This window comes from Actinoplanes sp. NPDC051411, assembly GCF_040682075.1.
In the GTDB taxonomy this organism is placed as follows: domain Bacteria; phylum Actinomycetota; class Actinomycetes; order Mycobacteriales; family Micromonosporaceae; genus Actinoplanes.
Genome location: NZ_JBFBAD010000022.1, coordinates 32,762 through 49,008, shown reverse-complemented (window position 1 = coordinate 49,008; position 16,247 = coordinate 32,762). Strand labels below are relative to the sequence as shown.

12 protein-coding genes are annotated in these 16,247 nt (G+C 71.6%); 7 read left to right on the top strand and 5 right to left on the bottom strand.

Features of this window, described 5'->3' with window-relative positions; genetic code table 11:
* Nucleotides 1-27 precede the first annotated feature (27 nt).
* Nucleotides 28-852: an ammonia-dependent NAD(+) synthetase gene (gene nadE / locus AB0M88_RS14745; protein ID WP_364100956.1), complete on the bottom strand. Its 825-nt coding sequence runs from the start codon at nucleotides 850-852 to the stop codon at nucleotides 28-30.
* 130 nt (nucleotides 853-982) lie between these two features.
* On the opposite strand from nadE, the gene AB0M88_RS14740 reads away from it, so the two are divergent.
* Nucleotides 983-1,699 carry a hypothetical protein gene (locus AB0M88_RS14740; RefSeq protein WP_364100953.1) on the top strand — a complete coding sequence of 239 codons (717 nt, stop codon included), beginning with the start codon at nucleotides 983-985 and terminating at the stop codon, nucleotides 1,697-1,699.
* A gap of 20 nt (nucleotides 1,700-1,719) precedes the next feature.
* On the opposite strand, the gene AB0M88_RS14735 is transcribed toward AB0M88_RS14740, so the two are convergent.
* The 3 genes from AB0M88_RS14735 to AB0M88_RS14725 form a co-directional block, all read right to left on the bottom strand.
* Nucleotides 1,720-1,941 carry a hypothetical protein gene (locus tag AB0M88_RS14735; RefSeq protein ID WP_364100950.1) on the bottom strand — a complete coding sequence of 74 codons (222 nt, stop codon included), beginning with the start codon at nucleotides 1,939-1,941 and terminating at the stop codon, nucleotides 1,720-1,722.
* A 94-nt stretch (nucleotides 1,942-2,035) separates the two neighbouring features.
* Nucleotides 2,036-4,831 (bottom strand): phosphoenolpyruvate carboxylase, encoded by a 2,796-nt coding sequence (gene ppc / locus AB0M88_RS14730; protein WP_364100947.1) that lies wholly within the window; start codon nucleotides 4,829-4,831, stop codon nucleotides 2,036-2,038.
* Between the two features lie 116 nt (nucleotides 4,832-4,947).
* Nucleotides 4,948-6,741, bottom strand: a complete 1,794-nt coding sequence (locus AB0M88_RS14725) for an enoyl-CoA hydratase-related protein (RefSeq protein ID WP_364100944.1) — start codon at nucleotides 6,739-6,741, stop codon at nucleotides 4,948-4,950.
* 146 nt (nucleotides 6,742-6,887) lie between these two features.
* On the opposite strand from AB0M88_RS14725, the gene mfd reads away from it, so the two are divergent.
* The 6 genes from mfd (at nucleotide 6,888) to AB0M88_RS14695 (ending at nucleotide 14,931) form a co-directional block, all read left to right on the top strand.
* The gene (gene mfd / locus AB0M88_RS14720; RefSeq protein WP_364100941.1) at nucleotides 6,888-10,502 is read left to right on the top strand and encodes a transcription-repair coupling factor; all 3,615 of its coding nucleotides are present in this window, start codon (nucleotides 6,888-6,890) and stop codon (nucleotides 10,500-10,502) included.
* Between the two features lie 83 nt (nucleotides 10,503-10,585).
* A complete protein-coding gene (locus tag AB0M88_RS14715; RefSeq protein WP_364100938.1) occupies nucleotides 10,586-11,338 on the top strand; it encodes a hypothetical protein in 753 nt (250 codons plus the stop codon).
* A 2-nt stretch (nucleotides 11,339-11,340) separates the two neighbouring features.
* Complete coding sequence (locus AB0M88_RS14710) at nucleotides 11,341-12,312, top strand: MazG family protein (RefSeq protein ID WP_364100935.1); 972 nt, start codon at nucleotides 11,341-11,343, stop codon at nucleotides 12,310-12,312.
* 36 nt (nucleotides 12,313-12,348) lie between these two features.
* Nucleotides 12,349-13,965: a DUF885 domain-containing protein gene (locus tag AB0M88_RS14705; protein ID WP_364100932.1), complete on the top strand. Its 1,617-nt coding sequence runs from the start codon at nucleotides 12,349-12,351 to the stop codon at nucleotides 13,963-13,965.
* 33 nt (nucleotides 13,966-13,998) lie between these two features.
* Nucleotides 13,999-14,508 (top strand): NUDIX domain-containing protein, encoded by a 510-nt coding sequence (locus AB0M88_RS14700; RefSeq protein ID WP_364100929.1) that lies wholly within the window; start codon nucleotides 13,999-14,001, stop codon nucleotides 14,506-14,508.
* Nucleotides 14,509-14,781: 273 nt separating this feature from the next.
* A complete protein-coding gene (locus tag AB0M88_RS14695) occupies nucleotides 14,782-14,931 on the top strand; it encodes an SAM-dependent methyltransferase (protein WP_364100927.1) in 150 nt (49 codons plus the stop codon).
* Between the two features lie 560 nt (nucleotides 14,932-15,491).
* Here the strand turns inward: AB0M88_RS14695 and AB0M88_RS14690 are convergent.
* On the bottom strand, nucleotides 15,492-16,160 hold the full coding sequence (locus tag AB0M88_RS14690; RefSeq protein WP_364100924.1) for a hypothetical protein: 669 nt from the start codon (nucleotides 16,158-16,160) through the stop codon (nucleotides 15,492-15,494).
* Between the last annotated feature and the right edge of the window lie 87 nt (nucleotides 16,161-16,247).

The window sequence follows — 16,247 nt, the reverse complement described above, 5'->3', positions numbered from 1 at the left end:
AGCGCCCCGAGGGTTCTCAGCTCACTCTCAGTTACGCCACCAGTCGTCGAGCGGGGTGACCGGGACCGTGCGCTTGTGGCGGGTCGTGCGATAGATCGACTCCAGCTTTTCGGCCACCTCGGGAGCCACGTCGGCGCCCTCCAGGTAGTCGTCGATCTGGGCGTACGTGAGACCCAGCGCGACCTCGTCGGGGAGCGCGGGCCGGTCGTCCTCGAGGTCGGCGGTCGGAACCTTCCGCCAGACCGACTCCGGCGCGCCGAGCTCCCGCAGCAGCTGGGCGCCCTGGCGCTTGCTGAGGCCGGTGAGCGGGGTCACATCGACGCCGCCGTCGCCGAACTTGGTGAAGAAGCCGGTGACCGCCTCGGCCGCGTGGTCGGTGCCGACGACGAGGAGGTTGAGCTGACCGGCGATCGCGTACTGGATCACCATGCGCTCGCGGGCCTTGATGTTGCCGCGGACGAAATCGCGCAGCGGTTCGCGCAGGTCACGCGCCACCTCGGCGGCCAAGGCGTCGGCGCTCGGCTTGACGTTGGCCACGATCGAGCGGTCCGGGGAGATGAAGTCGAGCGCGATCTGCGCGTCGGATTCGTCGGCCTGCACGGCGTACGGCAGACGGACCGCGACGAACGTCGCGGCGTGACCCTCCGACCGCAGTTCCTCGGCCGCGATCTGGCACAGCCGGCCGGCGAGGGTGCTGTCCTGCCCGCCGCTGATGCCGAGCACGAAGCCCTCGGTGCGGGACGCGCGCGAATAGTCCTTGAGGAAGTCGACCCGGCGCCGAATCTCGTCGGTGGGGACGACGGACGGCCGCACGCCGAGGTCGTCGAGGATCTGCTTCCGGAGGTTCGTCACCCCAGTACGGTATCCGGCCGCCCCGCGGGCGTGGCCCGGGCCACGTTGGGAGAATTCCGCGTTGCTCTAGGGTTAACGGAAGGTGGACGAGGGTATGCGGCCCGGCCGGGGCTACGAGGGAAGTGGGGCCGTGACAACGACGGGGTTCTGGCAGCCGGACCGGCTGCACACGCTGGCCGACGAGGTCGACCAGGTCGAGCTGAAGCTGGTCGTGCACCGTAAGGGCAGCCGCTCGCTGGGCCTCGACCGCGACCGCGGGCCAACCCGCCGCATCTACTTCCTCGACACGCCTGACCTGGCACTCTATCGCCTCGGGGTGATCGTCCGGTTCCGCGACCGGGCCCGCCGGCGCGACGACGCGGTGGTCAAACTGCGGCCGGTCGTGCCGGGCCGGGTGCCCGGCTGGCTGCGCCACGCCGACTGCTTCCGGATGGAGATCGACGCGCTGCCCGGCCACTCGGTGTGCTCCGGAGCGCTGAAGAAACGGCTGGCCCGCGGCCAGGTGTCGCGCACGGTCGCGGCCGGGCGGCCGCTGACCAAACTCCTCTCACCCCGCCAGCGGCGGCTCCTCACGCAGTACGCCCCGGCGGTCGCCCTCGGCGACCTGACCGTGTTCGGGCCGATCGACGTACGCTGCCAGAACGTCAAGCTGCGCGGCTTCGACGGCGGCCTGACCGCGGAACGCTGGCGCTACCCGGACGGCTCCGACCTGGTCGAACTGTCGACCCGCTGCCCGGTCGACGAGGCGCCGGCGGTCGCGGCGCGGGTGTCGACGGCGCTCCGGGCGTACGGGGTGGTCCCCGCCGACCTGCAGGTGACGAAGACGGAGATCGCCCTCAACTCGTGAACGGCGAGGCGAGCAGAAACTCAGTCGATGTCTTCTCCCCGCGCGTGGTCGCAGGACGGTGAGCAGCGCCGCCCGAGGGCGTGGCCCAGGTCGGCGATCAGGCGGCCGAGCCTCGCGGACTCGCTCGGGCCGAGTGGGGTGATCGGCGCGCCGGCCGCGAGGTGTTCGCCGTGCTCGTAGAGGACCACGTAGAGGTTCTCGGCGGTCGGGCGGTCGAGCCGCAGAACGAGATCATCCGGCATCGGTCCACCGTAGTGGTGGGGCGAGCGCACCCCGCGTACGGAAAAGGCGCGGCGTCCGCCGGAAGCGGACGCCGCGCCGAGGTGAAGCGGCAGCTCAGCCGGTGTTGCGCATGCCGGCGGCGATGCCGTTGACGGTGGTGAGCAGGGCCCGTTCGAGGGCTGTCGAGTCGGAGGCGGCCCGCCGGGCGCCCGGTGCCGTGGCCAGCTGGCGTTCGGTGTCGCCCAGGTCGCGGTATTGCCGCAGCAGGGCCACCTGGAGGTGGTGGAGCGGCTCCAGGTAGGTGTCGCGGACGCCCAGGGTGCGCTTCAGTTCGGGCTGGGCGTCGAGCAGGTCGTTGCCGCCGGTGATGGCGAGGACCTCGCGGACCGTGCGGTCGTATTCCTCTTCGATCGTGTCGAAGATGGGGTGCAGGCCGGCCGGGACGAGGGTGTCGACGTAGCGGCGGGCGATTTTCAGGTCGGTCTTGTTGAGCATCATCTCGACGTTGGAGAGGAACGTCTTGAAGAACTCCCAGTGTTCGTGCATCTCGGTCAGGACCGGCGTGTGCCCGGCTTCGCGGGCGGCCTGGAGGCCCGAGCCGACGCCGAACCAGCCGGGGACGATCTGCCGGGTCTGCGTCCACCCGAACACCCACGGGATGGCCCGCAGGCCGCCGAGTCCGGCGTCGGCGTTGGGCCGCTTGGACGGCCGTGACCCGATGTTGAGCTGGCCGAGCAGTTCGGTCGGGGTCGCCGCCCAGAAGTAGGCCGGCAGGTCGGGGTTCTCGACCAAGGCCCGATATGTCCCGAACGCCGCGTCGGAGGCGCAGTCCATGGTGGCGTCCCACCGGGCCAACTGCGAAGGGTCGACCGACGGCGAGGTGTGCAGCAGGGTCGCCTGCAGAACGGCGGCCACAGTCAGCTCGAGGTTTTCGCGGGCCAGCGCCGGCAGGGTGTATTTGTCGGAGATGACCTCACCCTGCTCGGTCACCTTGATCGCACCGTCCAGCGTGCCGTAGGGCTGAGCGAGGATCGCCTCGTGCGTCGGGCCACCACCCCGCCCGACCGTCCCGCCCCGACCGTGGAAGAGCCGCAACCGCACGCCGTGCCGGGCGGCCACGTCACGCAACGACCGCTGCGCCTTGTGGATCCGCCACTGGCTGGTCGTGATCCCGGCCTCCTTGTTGGAGTCGGAGTAGCCGAGCATGACCTCCTGCAGATCGCCCCGGGCGCGGACGATCTCGCGATAGGCCGGCAGCGACAGCATCTCGTCGAGCAGGTCACCGCCGGCGTCCAGCTCGGCCGGCGTCTCGAGCAGCGGCACGATGCCGACCCGGGCGCGGCCGGTGTGGATGTCGATCAGGCCGGCCTCGCGGGCCAGCACGGCCGCGGCCAGCACGTCGTCGACGCCCAGGGTCATCGAGATGATGTACGACTCGATGACGTCCATGCCGAACCGGTCCTGGGCCTCCCGGATCGTGTTGAACACGTCGAAGGTCTTGCGGGCCGAGTCGGTCAGCGGCGTGTCGAGCGCGGACAGCGGCCGGCGGCCGGTCAGCTCGTCGGCCAGCAGCTTGGTGCGCTGGGTGCGGTCGAGCGCGGCATAGTCGTCGACCTCGCCGACCTGTGTGTACATCTGCTGGAGCACCTCGTGGTGCTTCTCGGCGTGCTCGCGCACGTCGAGCGTCGCCAGCTGCAGGCCGAACGCCGAGACCGTACGGATCGCCGTCGCGACCACGCCGACCGCCGTGAGCTGGCCCGAGTTGCGGGCCAGGGACGCCCGCATCAGCTCGAGGTCGCTGATCAGCTCGTCGCTGCCCAGGTAGTCGCGGCCCGGCACGTGGGCCGTGCCCTGGTCGAGGCGCTTGCGGGTGTTGGCCAGCTTCGCCTTGATCGCCCGGACCTTGAGCCGGTAGGGCTCCTCGGCGTTGGTGCGCCGGAACCGGGGCGCCACCTCGGGCAGGTCGTCGAGGTCCTTGGCCAGCGAGGCCGCCAGGTCGAGGGAGACGCCGCGCAGGCGCCGGGAGACCGACAGCTCGTCGATCAGCGCGTCCATCGCCTTCTCGGTGGCCTGGATGCCGTGCTCGTGCTGGATGATCAGCACGTCGCGGGTGACCGCCGGGGTGACGAACGGGTTGCCGTCGCGGTCGCCGCCGATCCACGACCCGAAGGTCAGCGGGCGGCTGGTCGGCGAGGTCTCGACGCCCAGCTGGCGGAGCGTCTCGGCGAGGTCGCCGAGCACCTGCGGAGCCGCGTCGGCGTAGAGGTCGCGCAGGTAGAAGATCGCGTTGCGGGCCTCGTCGGTCGGGTCGGGCCGGTCGAGCCGCAGCTCGTCGGTCTGCCAGAGCAGGTCGATCAGCTCGGCCAGGCGCCGGGTCGTGGCGCTGGTGTCGGACGCGCCGTAGAGCACCGCGGCGGACGCCTCGGCGTCGAGCGAGTCGGCCAGCTGCCGCAGCTTGGAGAGGATCGAGCGGCGGGCCGCCTCGGTCGGGTGGGCGGTGAACACCGGCCGGATCGCGAGCCGGCGGGCGGCCGCCGCGATCTCGTCCGACGGGACGCCCTGCTCGGCGATCAGCTTGGCCGCCTGGTCGAGCCAGCCGCCGTTGCGGGCCCGGCGTCGCTGCAGGTCGCGCGCCCGGTGGACCTGCTCGGTGATGTTGGCCAGGTGGAAGTAGGTGGAGAACGCGCGGGCCAGTTTGGTGCCGGTCGTGACGTCCATCGCGGCCAGCCGGTCGGCGGCGGCCTCGGCGTCCTGGCGGACCAGGGCGCGGACCTCCTCGACCAGGTCGAGCAGCGGCCGGCCTTCCTGGCGGGCAAGGGTCTGGCCCAGCAGCGTGCCGATGCGCCGGATGTCGGCGCGCAGCGCCGCGTCGGGGCTATCGGGGTCTAGGTGGCCGTGCTGGTCGGTCATCGGGGCGCTCCTTCGCGATCAGGTGCTCCAGGACTGCGCTGTCCCGACTGCGCCGATCGTATCGGCGTCGCCTCAAGCGGGGGTGAATTGAGGCACTTCTCACCTCGGGTCTCACCTCAGGCCGAGATCGGCACCGCCGGGCGGACGCGGGCGACCGGCACGACTTTTCCCTTCACCGGGAGCGCCAGCCGCGGCGGGGTCGCACCCGGGCGGGCCTTGGTCACGAAGTCGCGCCGGGCGGCCGCGAACCCGGATCGATCGCCGAACATGTCCCGGCTCATCTCGGCCAGCTCACGGGCCTCATAGACCTCGAGCGGCACCCGCTCGCCGGCGAGACGCTTGGCTTTCGCCGCGCGGCGGACGCGGGCCAGGCGGGGGTCACTCTGCCGCTCGGCGAGCGCGGTCAGCCATTCCCCGTACGCGTCGGGATGGCGCGGCCCGACCTCGTCCACGAGACCCATCGTCGCCGCCCCGGACGCGCTCACCGGCAGTTTCTCGTCGATGAGCCGTTGCGCCTGCTCCGGCCCGACCCGGCGGGGGAGCGTGAAGGTGTGCAGCTCGGAGCCGTACAGCCCCATGTCGTAGTAGGGGTTGAGCACGATCCCCTCGCGGGCGGCCACGATGTCGGCGCCCAGCCCGAGCATCACCCCGCCGGCCCCGGCGCTGCCCGCGTAGCCGGCGATCACGACCTGCCGGCTGCACGTGATGATCGCCCGGCACACCTCGTTGATCGCCCGGATCGCGGCCCACGCCGCCCCCGAGGGGTCGGTCGACGCCTCGATCACGTTGAGGTGGATGCCGTTGCTGAACGCGTCCGTACTGCCCCGCAGCACCAGCACGTCGGTGTCCTGGGCGGTCGCGTACTTCAGCCCGGCGAGCAGCCGCCGGCAGTGCCCGGGCGCCATCGCGCCGTTGTAGAAGTCGAAGGCCAGCCATCCGACCCGGCCGCTGCGGCGATAACGGATCTGGCGATAGGCGCCCGGTGATTCCGGCTCGCTGCCGGGCGGCAGCGGCGAGTGCGGTACGCCGCGGAGCCGCGCTCCGAGAAGCGTGGTCGCCGGGAGCTTGATGTTCCGGTATTTCTCGGCCGACCGCAGATGGCCCAGCCAGATGCTGCCGTCCCCGGTGCCGACCAGCACCGCACCCTGGCGGCGGCTGATCAGCTCGCCCGGCCGTCCGCCCCGGTGCAGTCCGGGGTGTGCGTCGTACGCGAAGACCGGCAGCCCGGCGATCTCGGTGCGTACGCCGGGGGAGCCGTCGGCGGCCCGGATCCGCCGCACGATGTGCTCGGTCGGTTCGGTCCAGGCGAAGGCCCGGTCGTCCTGCCGCATGAGCGGCCGCAGCCGGGCGCCGCCCTCTTTCCGCAGTTCGGGTTGTGGCGGGAGGGCTTCGGTCGGCATCCGCTCGGCCGGGATCGGGGTGAATTCGGGGTCGACGGCCTTCTTCACGACCTCGAGGACGCATTCCATCGCGGCGTCGGCGACCGGCCCGTTGTAGAGCGACGACTTGCGGGGTGGGGCCATCGGCAGGGGGAAGGTGCGGGTGGCCCAGATCGGCCCGGCGTCCATCTCCTCGACGGCCTGCAGTGCGGTGACGCCCCACTGCCGGGCGCCTTCGGTGATCGCCCAGTCGAGCGAGGAGGGTCCGCGGTCGCCGACCGGGCCGGGATGGATGATGATCGTCCGCCACCGCTGCCAGACCGTGGCCGGGACCCGGTCCTTGAGGAACGGGCAGATGATCAGGTCGGGGTCGGCGGCCCGCGTTCCCTCGATCATGTCTTCCGCGCTGGTGGCCAGCTGCACGCCGACGTCGTGCCCGGCCTCGCGCAGCGAGCACCACACTCGCTGGGTCAATCCGTTGAACGCCGTAACGAGCAGCAGTATCCGCACGTTGCCTCCCCAGAGACTCATTTAGGAACGGCACTATTCACGGCTTTTATGCGGTTATGTCGGACGCGTTGTCCGACTCCGACAGGTCGGGAGGCCGGACTAGACTTGGTCCCCTACCCCCGTCCTCTTGGGCGCTGGGGTTAAAAGACGTGTCTCGGGGGATCCCCATGCAACTCGCCGGCCTCATCCCGGCCGCTCTGCGCGACCGGGGCCTCTCGCGTGCCCGTGACCTGGCGCGCAAAAGCTTCGTCGACTCCGACTCGCTCGACCTGACCGCGCCCGCCGCGCTGCGCCCGTTCGTGGTCGCCACCGTGGCCGGCGGCTCCGACATCGGCGGCGCCGGCCGTCCCGTGCTGGCGGTCACCGCCACCAGCCGCGAGGCCGACGACCTGGCCGACGCGCTCGGCTGCCTGCTCAGCCCCGACCGGGTCGCGGTCTTCCCGTCCTGGGAGACGCTGCCCCACGAGCGGCTGTCCCCGCGCTCCGACACGGTCGGCCGGCGGCTGGCCGTGCTGCGACGGCTCGCCCACCCCGGCGACCACCCGGTCCAGGTCGTCGTGGCACCGGTGCGGTCGGTGCTGCAGCCCCAGCTCAAGGGCCTCGGCGACCTCGAGCCGGTCGAGCTGACGGCCGGCGGCGAGGCCGAGCTCGAGGGGGTCGCGCGGCGGCTGTCCGACATGGCATACGCCCGGGTCGACCTGGTCACCAAGCGGGGCGAGTTCGCGGTGCGCGGCGGCATCCTCGACGTCTTCCCGCCGACCGACGAGCACCCGTCCCGGGTCGAGTTCTGGGGCGACGAGGTCGAGGAGATCCGCACCTTCGCGGTCGCCGACCAGCGGACGATCGACCAGGTGCCGCGGCTGTGGGCTCCGCCGTGCCGCGAGTTGCTGCTGACGCCCGCGGTCCGTTCGCGCGCGGCGGAATTGTCGGCCGAGCACCCCCAGCTGGCCGAGATTCTCGACAAGCTGGCCGAGGGCATCCCGGTCGAGGGCATGGAGTCGCTGGCCCCGGCGCTGCTGCACGGCACCGACTCGATGGAGTTGCTGCTCGACTGCCTGCCGTCCGGCGCCCACGTGCTGTTGTGCGACCCGGAGCGCATCCGCACCCGGGCCCACGACCTGACCCGCACGTCGGATGAGTTCCTGGAGGCCTCCTGGGCCGCCGCGGCCGTGGGCGGCCAGGCGCCGATCGACGTCGGGGCGGCGGCTTTCCGCACGCTGGCCGACGTACGCGCGCACGCCGCAGTCCTGCACCAGCCATGGTGGACGGTGTCGCCGTTCGGCCTGACCGAGTCCGACGATGAAAAAGTCGATGATCAACCGTGGCTCGAGACGCCGTCCGTCGAGGTCGCGCCCGATACCGGAGACGCGATCGCGCTCTCGGCCCAGCCGGTGCCGCTCTACCACGGCGACACCGCGAAACTGGTGTCCGATCTGTCGGACTGGTCGCGCGGCGAGTGGTCGATCGCCCTGGTCTTCGAGGGTCACGGCACCGCCGAGCGGGCCACCGAGGTGCTGCGCGACGCCGGCGTCGGGGTGGTCCCGGTCGACTCGATCCCGACCGCGATCGAACCCGGCCAGGTGCTGATCACGCGGGGCGGGCTCAACCACGGCTTCGTCGACGCCGGCTCGCGGCTCGCGGTGATCACCGGCAACGACATCAGCGGCGGCCGGGGCTCGTCCACCCGCGACATGCGCAGGATGCCGTCCCGGCGGCGCAACACGATCGACCCGCTCGAGCTCAAGGCGGGCGACTTCGTGGTGCACGAGCAGCACGGCATCGGGCGGTACGTCGAGCTGGTGCAGCGGACGGTCAACGGCGCCGACCGCGAATATCTGGTGCTCGAATACGCCGCCTCCAAGCGGGGCCAGCCCGGCGACCGGCTCTACGTGCCGACCGACCAGCTCGACCAGCTGTCGCGCTACGTCGGCGGTGAGTCGCCCACGCTGCACAAGATGGGCGGCTCGGACTGGCAGAAGAGCAAGGCGCGGGCCCGCAAGGCGGTCCGCGAGATCGCCGCGCAGCTCATCCAGCTGTACGCGGCCCGCCAGGCGTCCAAGGGCCACTCGTTCGGCCCCGACACCCCGTGGCAGCGCGAGCTGGAGGACGCGTTCCCCTACACCGAGACCCCGGACCAGATGGCCGCGATCATCGACGTCAAGCAGGACATGGAGCTGGCCGTCCCGATGGACAGGCTGATCTGCGGCGACGTCGGCTACGGCAAGACCGAGATCGCGGTCCGGGCGGCGTTCAAGGCGGTGCAGGACGGCAAGCAGGTCGCCGTGCTGGTGCCGACCACGCTGCTGGCCCAGCAGCACTTCAACACCTTCACCGAGCGGATGAGTCAGTTCCCGGTGCAGATCAAGCAGCTGTCCCGGTTCCAGACGCCGAAGGAGACCGCGACCACGCTGGAGGAGGCGGCCAGCGGCACCACCGACATCGTGATCGGCACCCACCGGCTGCTGGCCAGCTCGACCCGGTTCAAAAACCTCGGCCTGATCATCGTGGACGAGGAGCAGCGCTTCGGCGTCGAGCACAAGGAGCAGCTCAAGGCCCTGCGGGCGTCGGTCGACGTGCTGACCATGTCGGCCACGCCGATCCCGCGCACGCTCGAGATGGCGATCACCGGCATCCGCGAGATGTCGACCATCGCCACCCCGCCCGAGGAGCGGCACCCGGTGCTCACGTTCGTCGGCGCGCAGGACGACAAGCAGGTGGCCGCGTCCATCCACCGCGAGCTGCTCCGCGACGGCCAGGTGTTCTATCTGCACAACCGGGTCGAGTCGATCGACCGGGCGGCCCGCAAGCTGCGCGAGCTGGTGCCCGAGGCCCGGGTCGCGGTGGCCCACGGCCAGATGAGCGAGGAACAGCTGGAAAAGGTCATGGTCGGCTTCTGGGAGAAGGAGTTCGACGTCCTGGTCTGCACCACGATCGTCGAGTCCGGCATCGACATCCCGAACGCCAACACCCTGATCGTCGAGCGGGCCGACCTGCTCGGCCTGGCCCAGCTGCACCAGATCCGCGGCCGGGTCGGCCGCGGTCGCGAGCGGGCGTACGCGTACTTCCTCTACCCCCGCGAGAAGCCGCTCACCGAGCACGCCCACGAGCGGCTGGCCACCATCGCCCAGCACACCGAGCTGGGCGCCGGCATGTACGTCGCGATGAAAGACCTCGAGATCCGCGGCGCCGGCAACCTGCTCGGCGGCGAGCAGTCCGGCCACATCGAGGGCGTCGGCTTCGACCTCTACGTGCGGATGGTCGGCGAGGCGGTGCAGGCCTTCAAGGGCGAGCGGCCCGAGGAGGAGCCCGAGGTCAAGATCGACCTGCCGATCGACGCGCACCTGCCGACCGAATACATCTCGGTCGAGCGCCTGCGCCTCGAGATGTACCGCAAGCTGGCCGAGGCCCGCGACGAGCCACGCCTCGACGAGGTGGTCGCCGAGATGGCCGACCGCTACGGCGAGCCGCCCGAGCAGGTCGCCAACCTCATCGCGGTCGCGCGTTTCCGGCTGCTGGCCCGGGCGTACGGCCTGACCGACGTGTCCGTGCAGGGTAAGCACCTGCGGTTCTCGCCGCTGCCGCTGCCCGACTCCAAGCAGATGCGGCTCAAGCGCTACCACCCGGATTCGGTCTACAAGACGACCACCGACCAGGTCAGCGTGCCCCGGCCGAGCACCCGGCGGATCGGCGGCGAGCCGCTGCGCGACCAGGCCCTGCTGCAGTGGTGCGCCCAGCTGCTCAAGGACGTGCTGGGGGAGGTCCCGGCGCCGGTCAAGGCGTGAGGTGGATTCGGGGGTCGGAGGGCATGCGTCACATCGGTCGTGAGAGAGTCATGACCATGCAGCGTGCTCGCCGACTCGCATCCGTGGTCGTTGTCGCTTCCCTCGGCGTGGCCGGGCTGTCCGCCTGCCGGTCGGAGCCCTCGGTCGCGGCCTACATCGGCGACTCGGAGCGCATCACCCAGGACCGCGTCGACGCCGTCTACAACGAAGTGCGTGACAAGCTGCAGGCCTCGCCGCCCGCCGCGCAGGCGCCCGACGGCCAGCCGGCGGCCACGTCGTCCGGGCCGGCCGCCGTGCCGATCACCCGCGCCGACGTGGTGTCCCTGCTGATCGGCTCCAAGGTCATCGACAAGCTCGCCGCCGACCAGAGCATCCCCGCCCCGACCGCCGACCAGCTGCAGGAGCCCGGCCTCGCGGGCGTGCTCCACCTGCCGGCCGATTCGGAATACGCGCAGCTCTACGCCAAGTGGCTCTACGAGATCGAGACGTTGCGCGACAAGGTGGCGACGCCGGTCGACCCGACCGACGCCGAGCTCCACCAGGTGCACGACGCGCTGGTCGGCATGCAGGGCTACGACCCGTCCGCGCCGTTCTCGAAGTTCAAGTCCGACATCGCGGCCAGCACCAACATGGCCGTGTTGAAACAGGCGGCGGGCCTGCGTAACGAGATCGCCAAGACGACCTCGCAGCTCGACGTCCGGGTCAACCCGCGCTACCAGCCGACCAAGATGCCGGTGCTCGTCACGCAAAACCAGCAGACCGGCGCGATCGTCTCGCTGATCACGATGCCGATCGGGCCCGACGACCAGATCTCGCCGGTCACCGACGCGCGCTGAGCGTGACCGCCCGCATCGTTCTGCTCGTCACCTCGCCGCGCCTGCCGGCCGGGCTGCTGACCGCGGCCGCGTGGGATGTGGTGCGAGCCCATCCGGTCTTCACCGCGGCCGAGTCCGCCCAGGTGGAGGCGCTGCGGGCGAGCGGCGTACCGGTCACGGTGATCGACCCCGACCCGGAGCGCCTGCTTTCCGAAATCGGGTCGGGTGCCGTCGTCTGGCTCGGCGGGCCGGCCGGCGACCTTGACTTCACGCGGAGGCTCGGCCTGCGGCTCGCCAACGAGCCGTCGCTGGCCGAGCTGGAATTGATGTACGGGTCGTGGGACCCACCCGGAGCGCGGCTGCTCGACGCGGTCGCGGTGATGGACCGGCTGGTCTCGCCCGGCGGTGACCCGTGGAAGCGGGCGCAGAACCACCGGACGCTCGCGCCCTACCTGCTCGAAGAGGCCTACGAGGCCGTCGACGCGATCGAGTCGGACGACCTCGACGCGCTGCGCGAGGAACTCGGCGACGTGCTGCTGCAGATCGTGCTGCACGCCCGGCTGGCCGAGGAACTGCCGGAAGACGAACGCTGGAACGTCGACGACGTGGCCGGCGGGCTGGTCGACAAGATGGTGCGGCGCAACCCGCACGTCTTCGCCGGGGAGACCGTCGAGGGCCTCGAAGAGATCACCGAGAACTGGGAGCGCATCAAGAAGGCCGAGAAGTCGCGCGACTCGGCGCTCGACGGCATCGCGCTCGGTCAGCCCGCGCTCGCGCTGGCGGCCAAGATCCTGCATCGGGCGGAGAGGGCCGGCCTCCGCGTACCGCTCCCGGAGAGCGCCGATCTCGGCGCCGCCCTGCTTCGGCAGGTGGCCGCGTCGCGTGCGGCGGGCGAGGATGCCGAGGCCGTATTGCGGCAGGCTGCTCTGCGGTACGCGGACGACGTGCGCGACGCGGAGCGAAACCGGCGTCCCGGAACCGCCGGGCGTCCATGAACGAAAATGTCGGGGGTGCCGGGTAGGTTTCTCGGCATGCCGGAGTTCGTCCCCCTCGCCGAGCAGATCGTCGACGCCATCCTCGAGAGCGAACCGGGTCTCGCCTCCTTCGCGGGCGACCACCGTTTCGACGACCGCCTGCCCGATCTGTCGCCCGGGGGCGTGGCCGCCCGGGTGTCCATGTTGCGCGATGCCGCCGACGCATTGTCCGGCATCGACCCCGACACCTTCGACCAGGAAGATCAAGTCGACCACGCGATTCTCTCCGCGGTCGTCGAGCGGGGCCTGTTCGAGCTGACCGATGTGCGCGAGCACGAGTGGAACCCGTTGGAGCACAACCCCGGCCCGCTGCTGCACGCGCTGCTGGCGCGGCCGTTCGCCCCGGCCGAGGAGCGGCTGGCCAGCCTCGGCGGCCGGCTCGCCGCGATCCCCGACACGCTGGCCACCGCCCGCGCGGTGCTGCGCGACGTGCCGCGCATCCACGCCGAGACGGCGATCGGCCAGTTCCAGGGCACGGCCGCGCTGATCCGCCAGGAGCTGCCGCTGCTGCTCGCCGAGGAGCCGGGCATGCAGGCGGCGATCGAGCCGTCCGCGGCGACCGCGCTGAGCGCGCTGGCCGAGTTCGACGGCTGGCTCCGCGGCCGGCTCGAGGGCGGTGAGCCCGGGCGCGACCCGCGGCTCGGCCGCCCGCTGTGGGAGGCCCGGCTCTGGCACACGCTCGACACCGAGCTGCCGGCGGCCGAGATCCTGTCCCGGGCCCGCGAAAACCTCGAGCGGGTCAGCGCCGAGCTGCGCGACGCCTCGGCCGAGCTGGTCGGCGGCCCGGCCACCGACGAGACGGTCCGCAAGGCGCTCGCCGCCCTCGCCGCCGACCACCCCGACAACGCGACGATCGTCGACCTGGCCAAGGTCACGATGACCGAGGCGACCGAGTTCGTCCGCGAGCACGACCTGCTGACCCTGATCGACGACCCGTGCGTGATCGAGGAGATGCCCGAGTTCGCCCGGGGCGTCGCGGTGGCCTATTGCGACCCGCCCGGCCCCCTCGAGACGGCCGACGTCCCCACGTTCTACTGCATCGCTCCGACCCCGTCCGACTGGCCGGCGGCGCGGGTGGAGAGCTTCTACCGCGAATACAACAACCAGATGATCCGCAACCTCACCGTCCACGAGGCGATGCCCGGCCACTTCCTGCAGATCGCCCACTCCCGCCGCTTCCGGGCCGCGACCCGCGTCCGCGCGCTGGGCTGGTCAGGCCCGTTCGTCGAGGGCTGGGCGGTCTATGCCGAGGAGGCGATGACCGCCCTCGGTTTCGGCGGCCTGCCGGTGCGCCTGCAGCAGCTCAAAATGCAGCTGCGGATGAGCCTCAACGCCATCATCGACCAGCTGGTGCACTGCGAGGAGCTCCCCGAGTCCGAGGCCATGGCCCTGATGACCGGGCGCGGCTTCCAGGAGGAGGGCGAGGCCGCCGGCAAGTGGCGCCGCGCCCTGCTCACGTCGACCCAGCTCTCGACATACTTCGTCGGCTACACCGAGATCTCCGCGATCGCGGCCGCCCGCCCCTTCGGCGCCACCCCGAAAGCCTGGCACGACGCCATGCTCGCCCACGGTTCCCCACCCCCACGCCACCTGCAGGCCCTCCTCGGCGTCTGAGCACACATTGATCTAGCTCGGTAGGGTGAGCCGATGCCGGTTTCTGCATACATCTCTGGGTTGCGTGCCCACATCGGTCATGGCCTGCTGATGCTGCCCAGCGTCAGCGCGGTCGTCCGCAACGAGGCGGGCCAGGTGCTGCTGGCCCGCCGCAGCGACAACGGCCGCTGGTCGGTGCCGGCCGGGGTCGTCGATCCCGGTGAGCAACCGGCGGAGGCCGCGCTGCGCGAGTTGTTCGAGGAGACCGGGGTCCGCGCGGTGATCGAACGCATCGGCGGCGTCGCCACCCACCCGGTGGTCTATCCCAACGGTGACCGGTGCGAATATCTCAACGTCTGGTTCCGGTGCCGGGCGGTCGGCGGCCAGGCCCGGGTCAACGACGACGAATCGGTCGAGGTCGCCTGGTTCGACCCGGGCGCCCTTCCCGACCTTGACGACTGGTCGAAGCTGCGCATCGACACCACGGCCGGCCTCGACGATCCCACCTGGTGTGTGCCCCCGGGAGAACACCATGCCGGGGTCAGCCAGCCCGATGCGCTCTGAGGCCGGCTGCCGTCCGAACCAGACAGTCCGAAGTGGACGCCGAAACGATGGTGCAGCGATGGGCGGTCGCGGCCGCCGGGAGCTCGACACCGGCTCTCCGCATCCGGCGCGGCGCTATGACTATCCGCTCGGCCGCTCGGCCGCTCGGCCGCTCGGCCGACTTCGCCGACCGCGAGGCCGCTGACGAGATCGTGTCCCGGCATTCGAAGGCCCGGCTGAGCGTGTGGGAAACCGCTGGTTCCTGCACCGGGCGGTGCGGTTCATGGCCGCCCGGTGCCTCCGGCAGCTTCGACATCGGCTCCGGCATCTCGACCTCGGCCAACACCCACGAGATCGCCCAGGTCCGACCCAACGGCCCGCTTCGTCTACGTCGACAACGACCCGCTGGTCCTCGTCCACGCCCGAGCCTCTGCCGGCCGGTGACCCGAGCCTCTGCCGGCCGGTGACCCGGGCTCTTGCCGGCCGGTGACCCGGGCTCTTGCCGGCCGGTGACCCGGGCTCTTGCCGGCCGGTGACCCGGGCTCTTGCCGGCCGGTGACCCGGGCTCTTTCCGGCCGGTGACCCGCGCGGCTGGCGCCGCCCGGTGACCCGGGCTTTGCCGCCCGGTGGGCTGTGCGGCTAGCGCCGCCCAGTGACCCGGGTTCTTGCCGGCCGGTGACCTGCGCGGCTGGCGCGCCCGGTGACCCGGGCCCCTGCCGGGCGGTGACCCGCACGGCTGGCGCCGGGCAGCTTCATCGTCGCCTCTCACTCTCACGCGGCGCCGGAGTACACGCCGCGCGGGCAGGCGGCCGCCCTGCGCGCGGTCATGGAGTCCCCGTGGGCCGGCCCCGGCGCGCCCTCTGAGACCCGTCCTCGCCTGGAGCGGGTCGCCTCGGGCGTCCAGCCGGTCTCCCGCTGGCGGGGCAAGGATGCGCCTGACCCTCGCTCGGCGGTCGAAGACGTGGCCAGCAACCGCATCGTTCTGCGGGTGGCCGCGGCGCCGTCTACTTGCGCTGGTCGGTGACCTTGGCGCTCGGCGGGAGGTCGAAGGCCGATGCGTCCGGCTTGTCGGAGTAGGCGGTCAGGGCCAGGTCGGCCTGTTTTCCGCCCATCGTGGCGGTGAAGCTGCCCAGGGCGCCCTCGGCCGTGACGCAGACGCTGAAGTCGGGCGTGGGCGTGTGGGCGACGCCGGTCAGGGCCAGGCAGGTCGCGTGGTGGCCGGCGATCGTCGTGTCGTGCTGTTTGGCGGTTGCGCTCGGGTCGATCGCGGCCTGATTGAGCATCGCCAGCACGGACTCGGGCGTGGTCAGCATGCCGGTCGAGTGGAGGTCGGCCGGGTCGGGCCGGGTCTGCGTGCATTTCAGGGCCGACGATGCGCCCCGGCAGCGGGTGGTCGCGTCCGACGTGCGGATCATGAGGCCGCCGGGGTAGGTGTAGGCCGCCCGGGCCGGCTTCTGCGTCTGGGTGATCTGTGCCTCGTCGCCCCCGGCCAGCTGATAGGTAGCGGTGTAACTGAGCGTCGCCGACTCGGAGAGCTGCGTAGCCAGTTCGGAGACCAGGTCGTCGTGGGTGATGCTGGCCGCGTTGGCCGTGTCGACCCCGCCGCAGGCGGCCGCGACCAGCATCGTCGCGGAGGCGGCGAGGCCGGTCAGAACAAGACGCACAGCGGGCACGTCTGTCACCTTTGCCTACGCGCGCAACCCCGCGCAAACCAAATCCCGACTACCCCACGCAACCAGAAACCGACAATTCCGGCAAAG

Coding starts and splice junctions, on each gene's coding strand:
- AB0M88_RS14735 (WP_364100950.1), bottom strand. CDS start 1,941: ATGCCGGATGATCTCGTTCTGCGGCTCGACCGCCCGACCGCCGAGAAC.
- ppc (WP_364100947.1), bottom strand. CDS start 4,831: ATGACCGACCAGCACGGCCACCTAGACCCCGATAGCCCCGACGCGGCG.
- AB0M88_RS14725 (WP_364100944.1), bottom strand. CDS start 6,741: ATGAGTCTCTGGGGAGGCAACGTGCGGATACTGCTGCTCGTTACGGCG.
- mfd (WP_364100941.1), top strand. CDS start 6,888: ATGCAACTCGCCGGCCTCATCCCGGCCGCTCTGCGCGACCGGGGCCTC.
- AB0M88_RS14705 (WP_364100932.1), top strand. CDS start 12,349: ATGCCGGAGTTCGTCCCCCTCGCCGAGCAGATCGTCGACGCCATCCTC.
- AB0M88_RS14700 (WP_364100929.1), top strand. CDS start 13,999: ATGCCGGTTTCTGCATACATCTCTGGGTTGCGTGCCCACATCGGTCAT.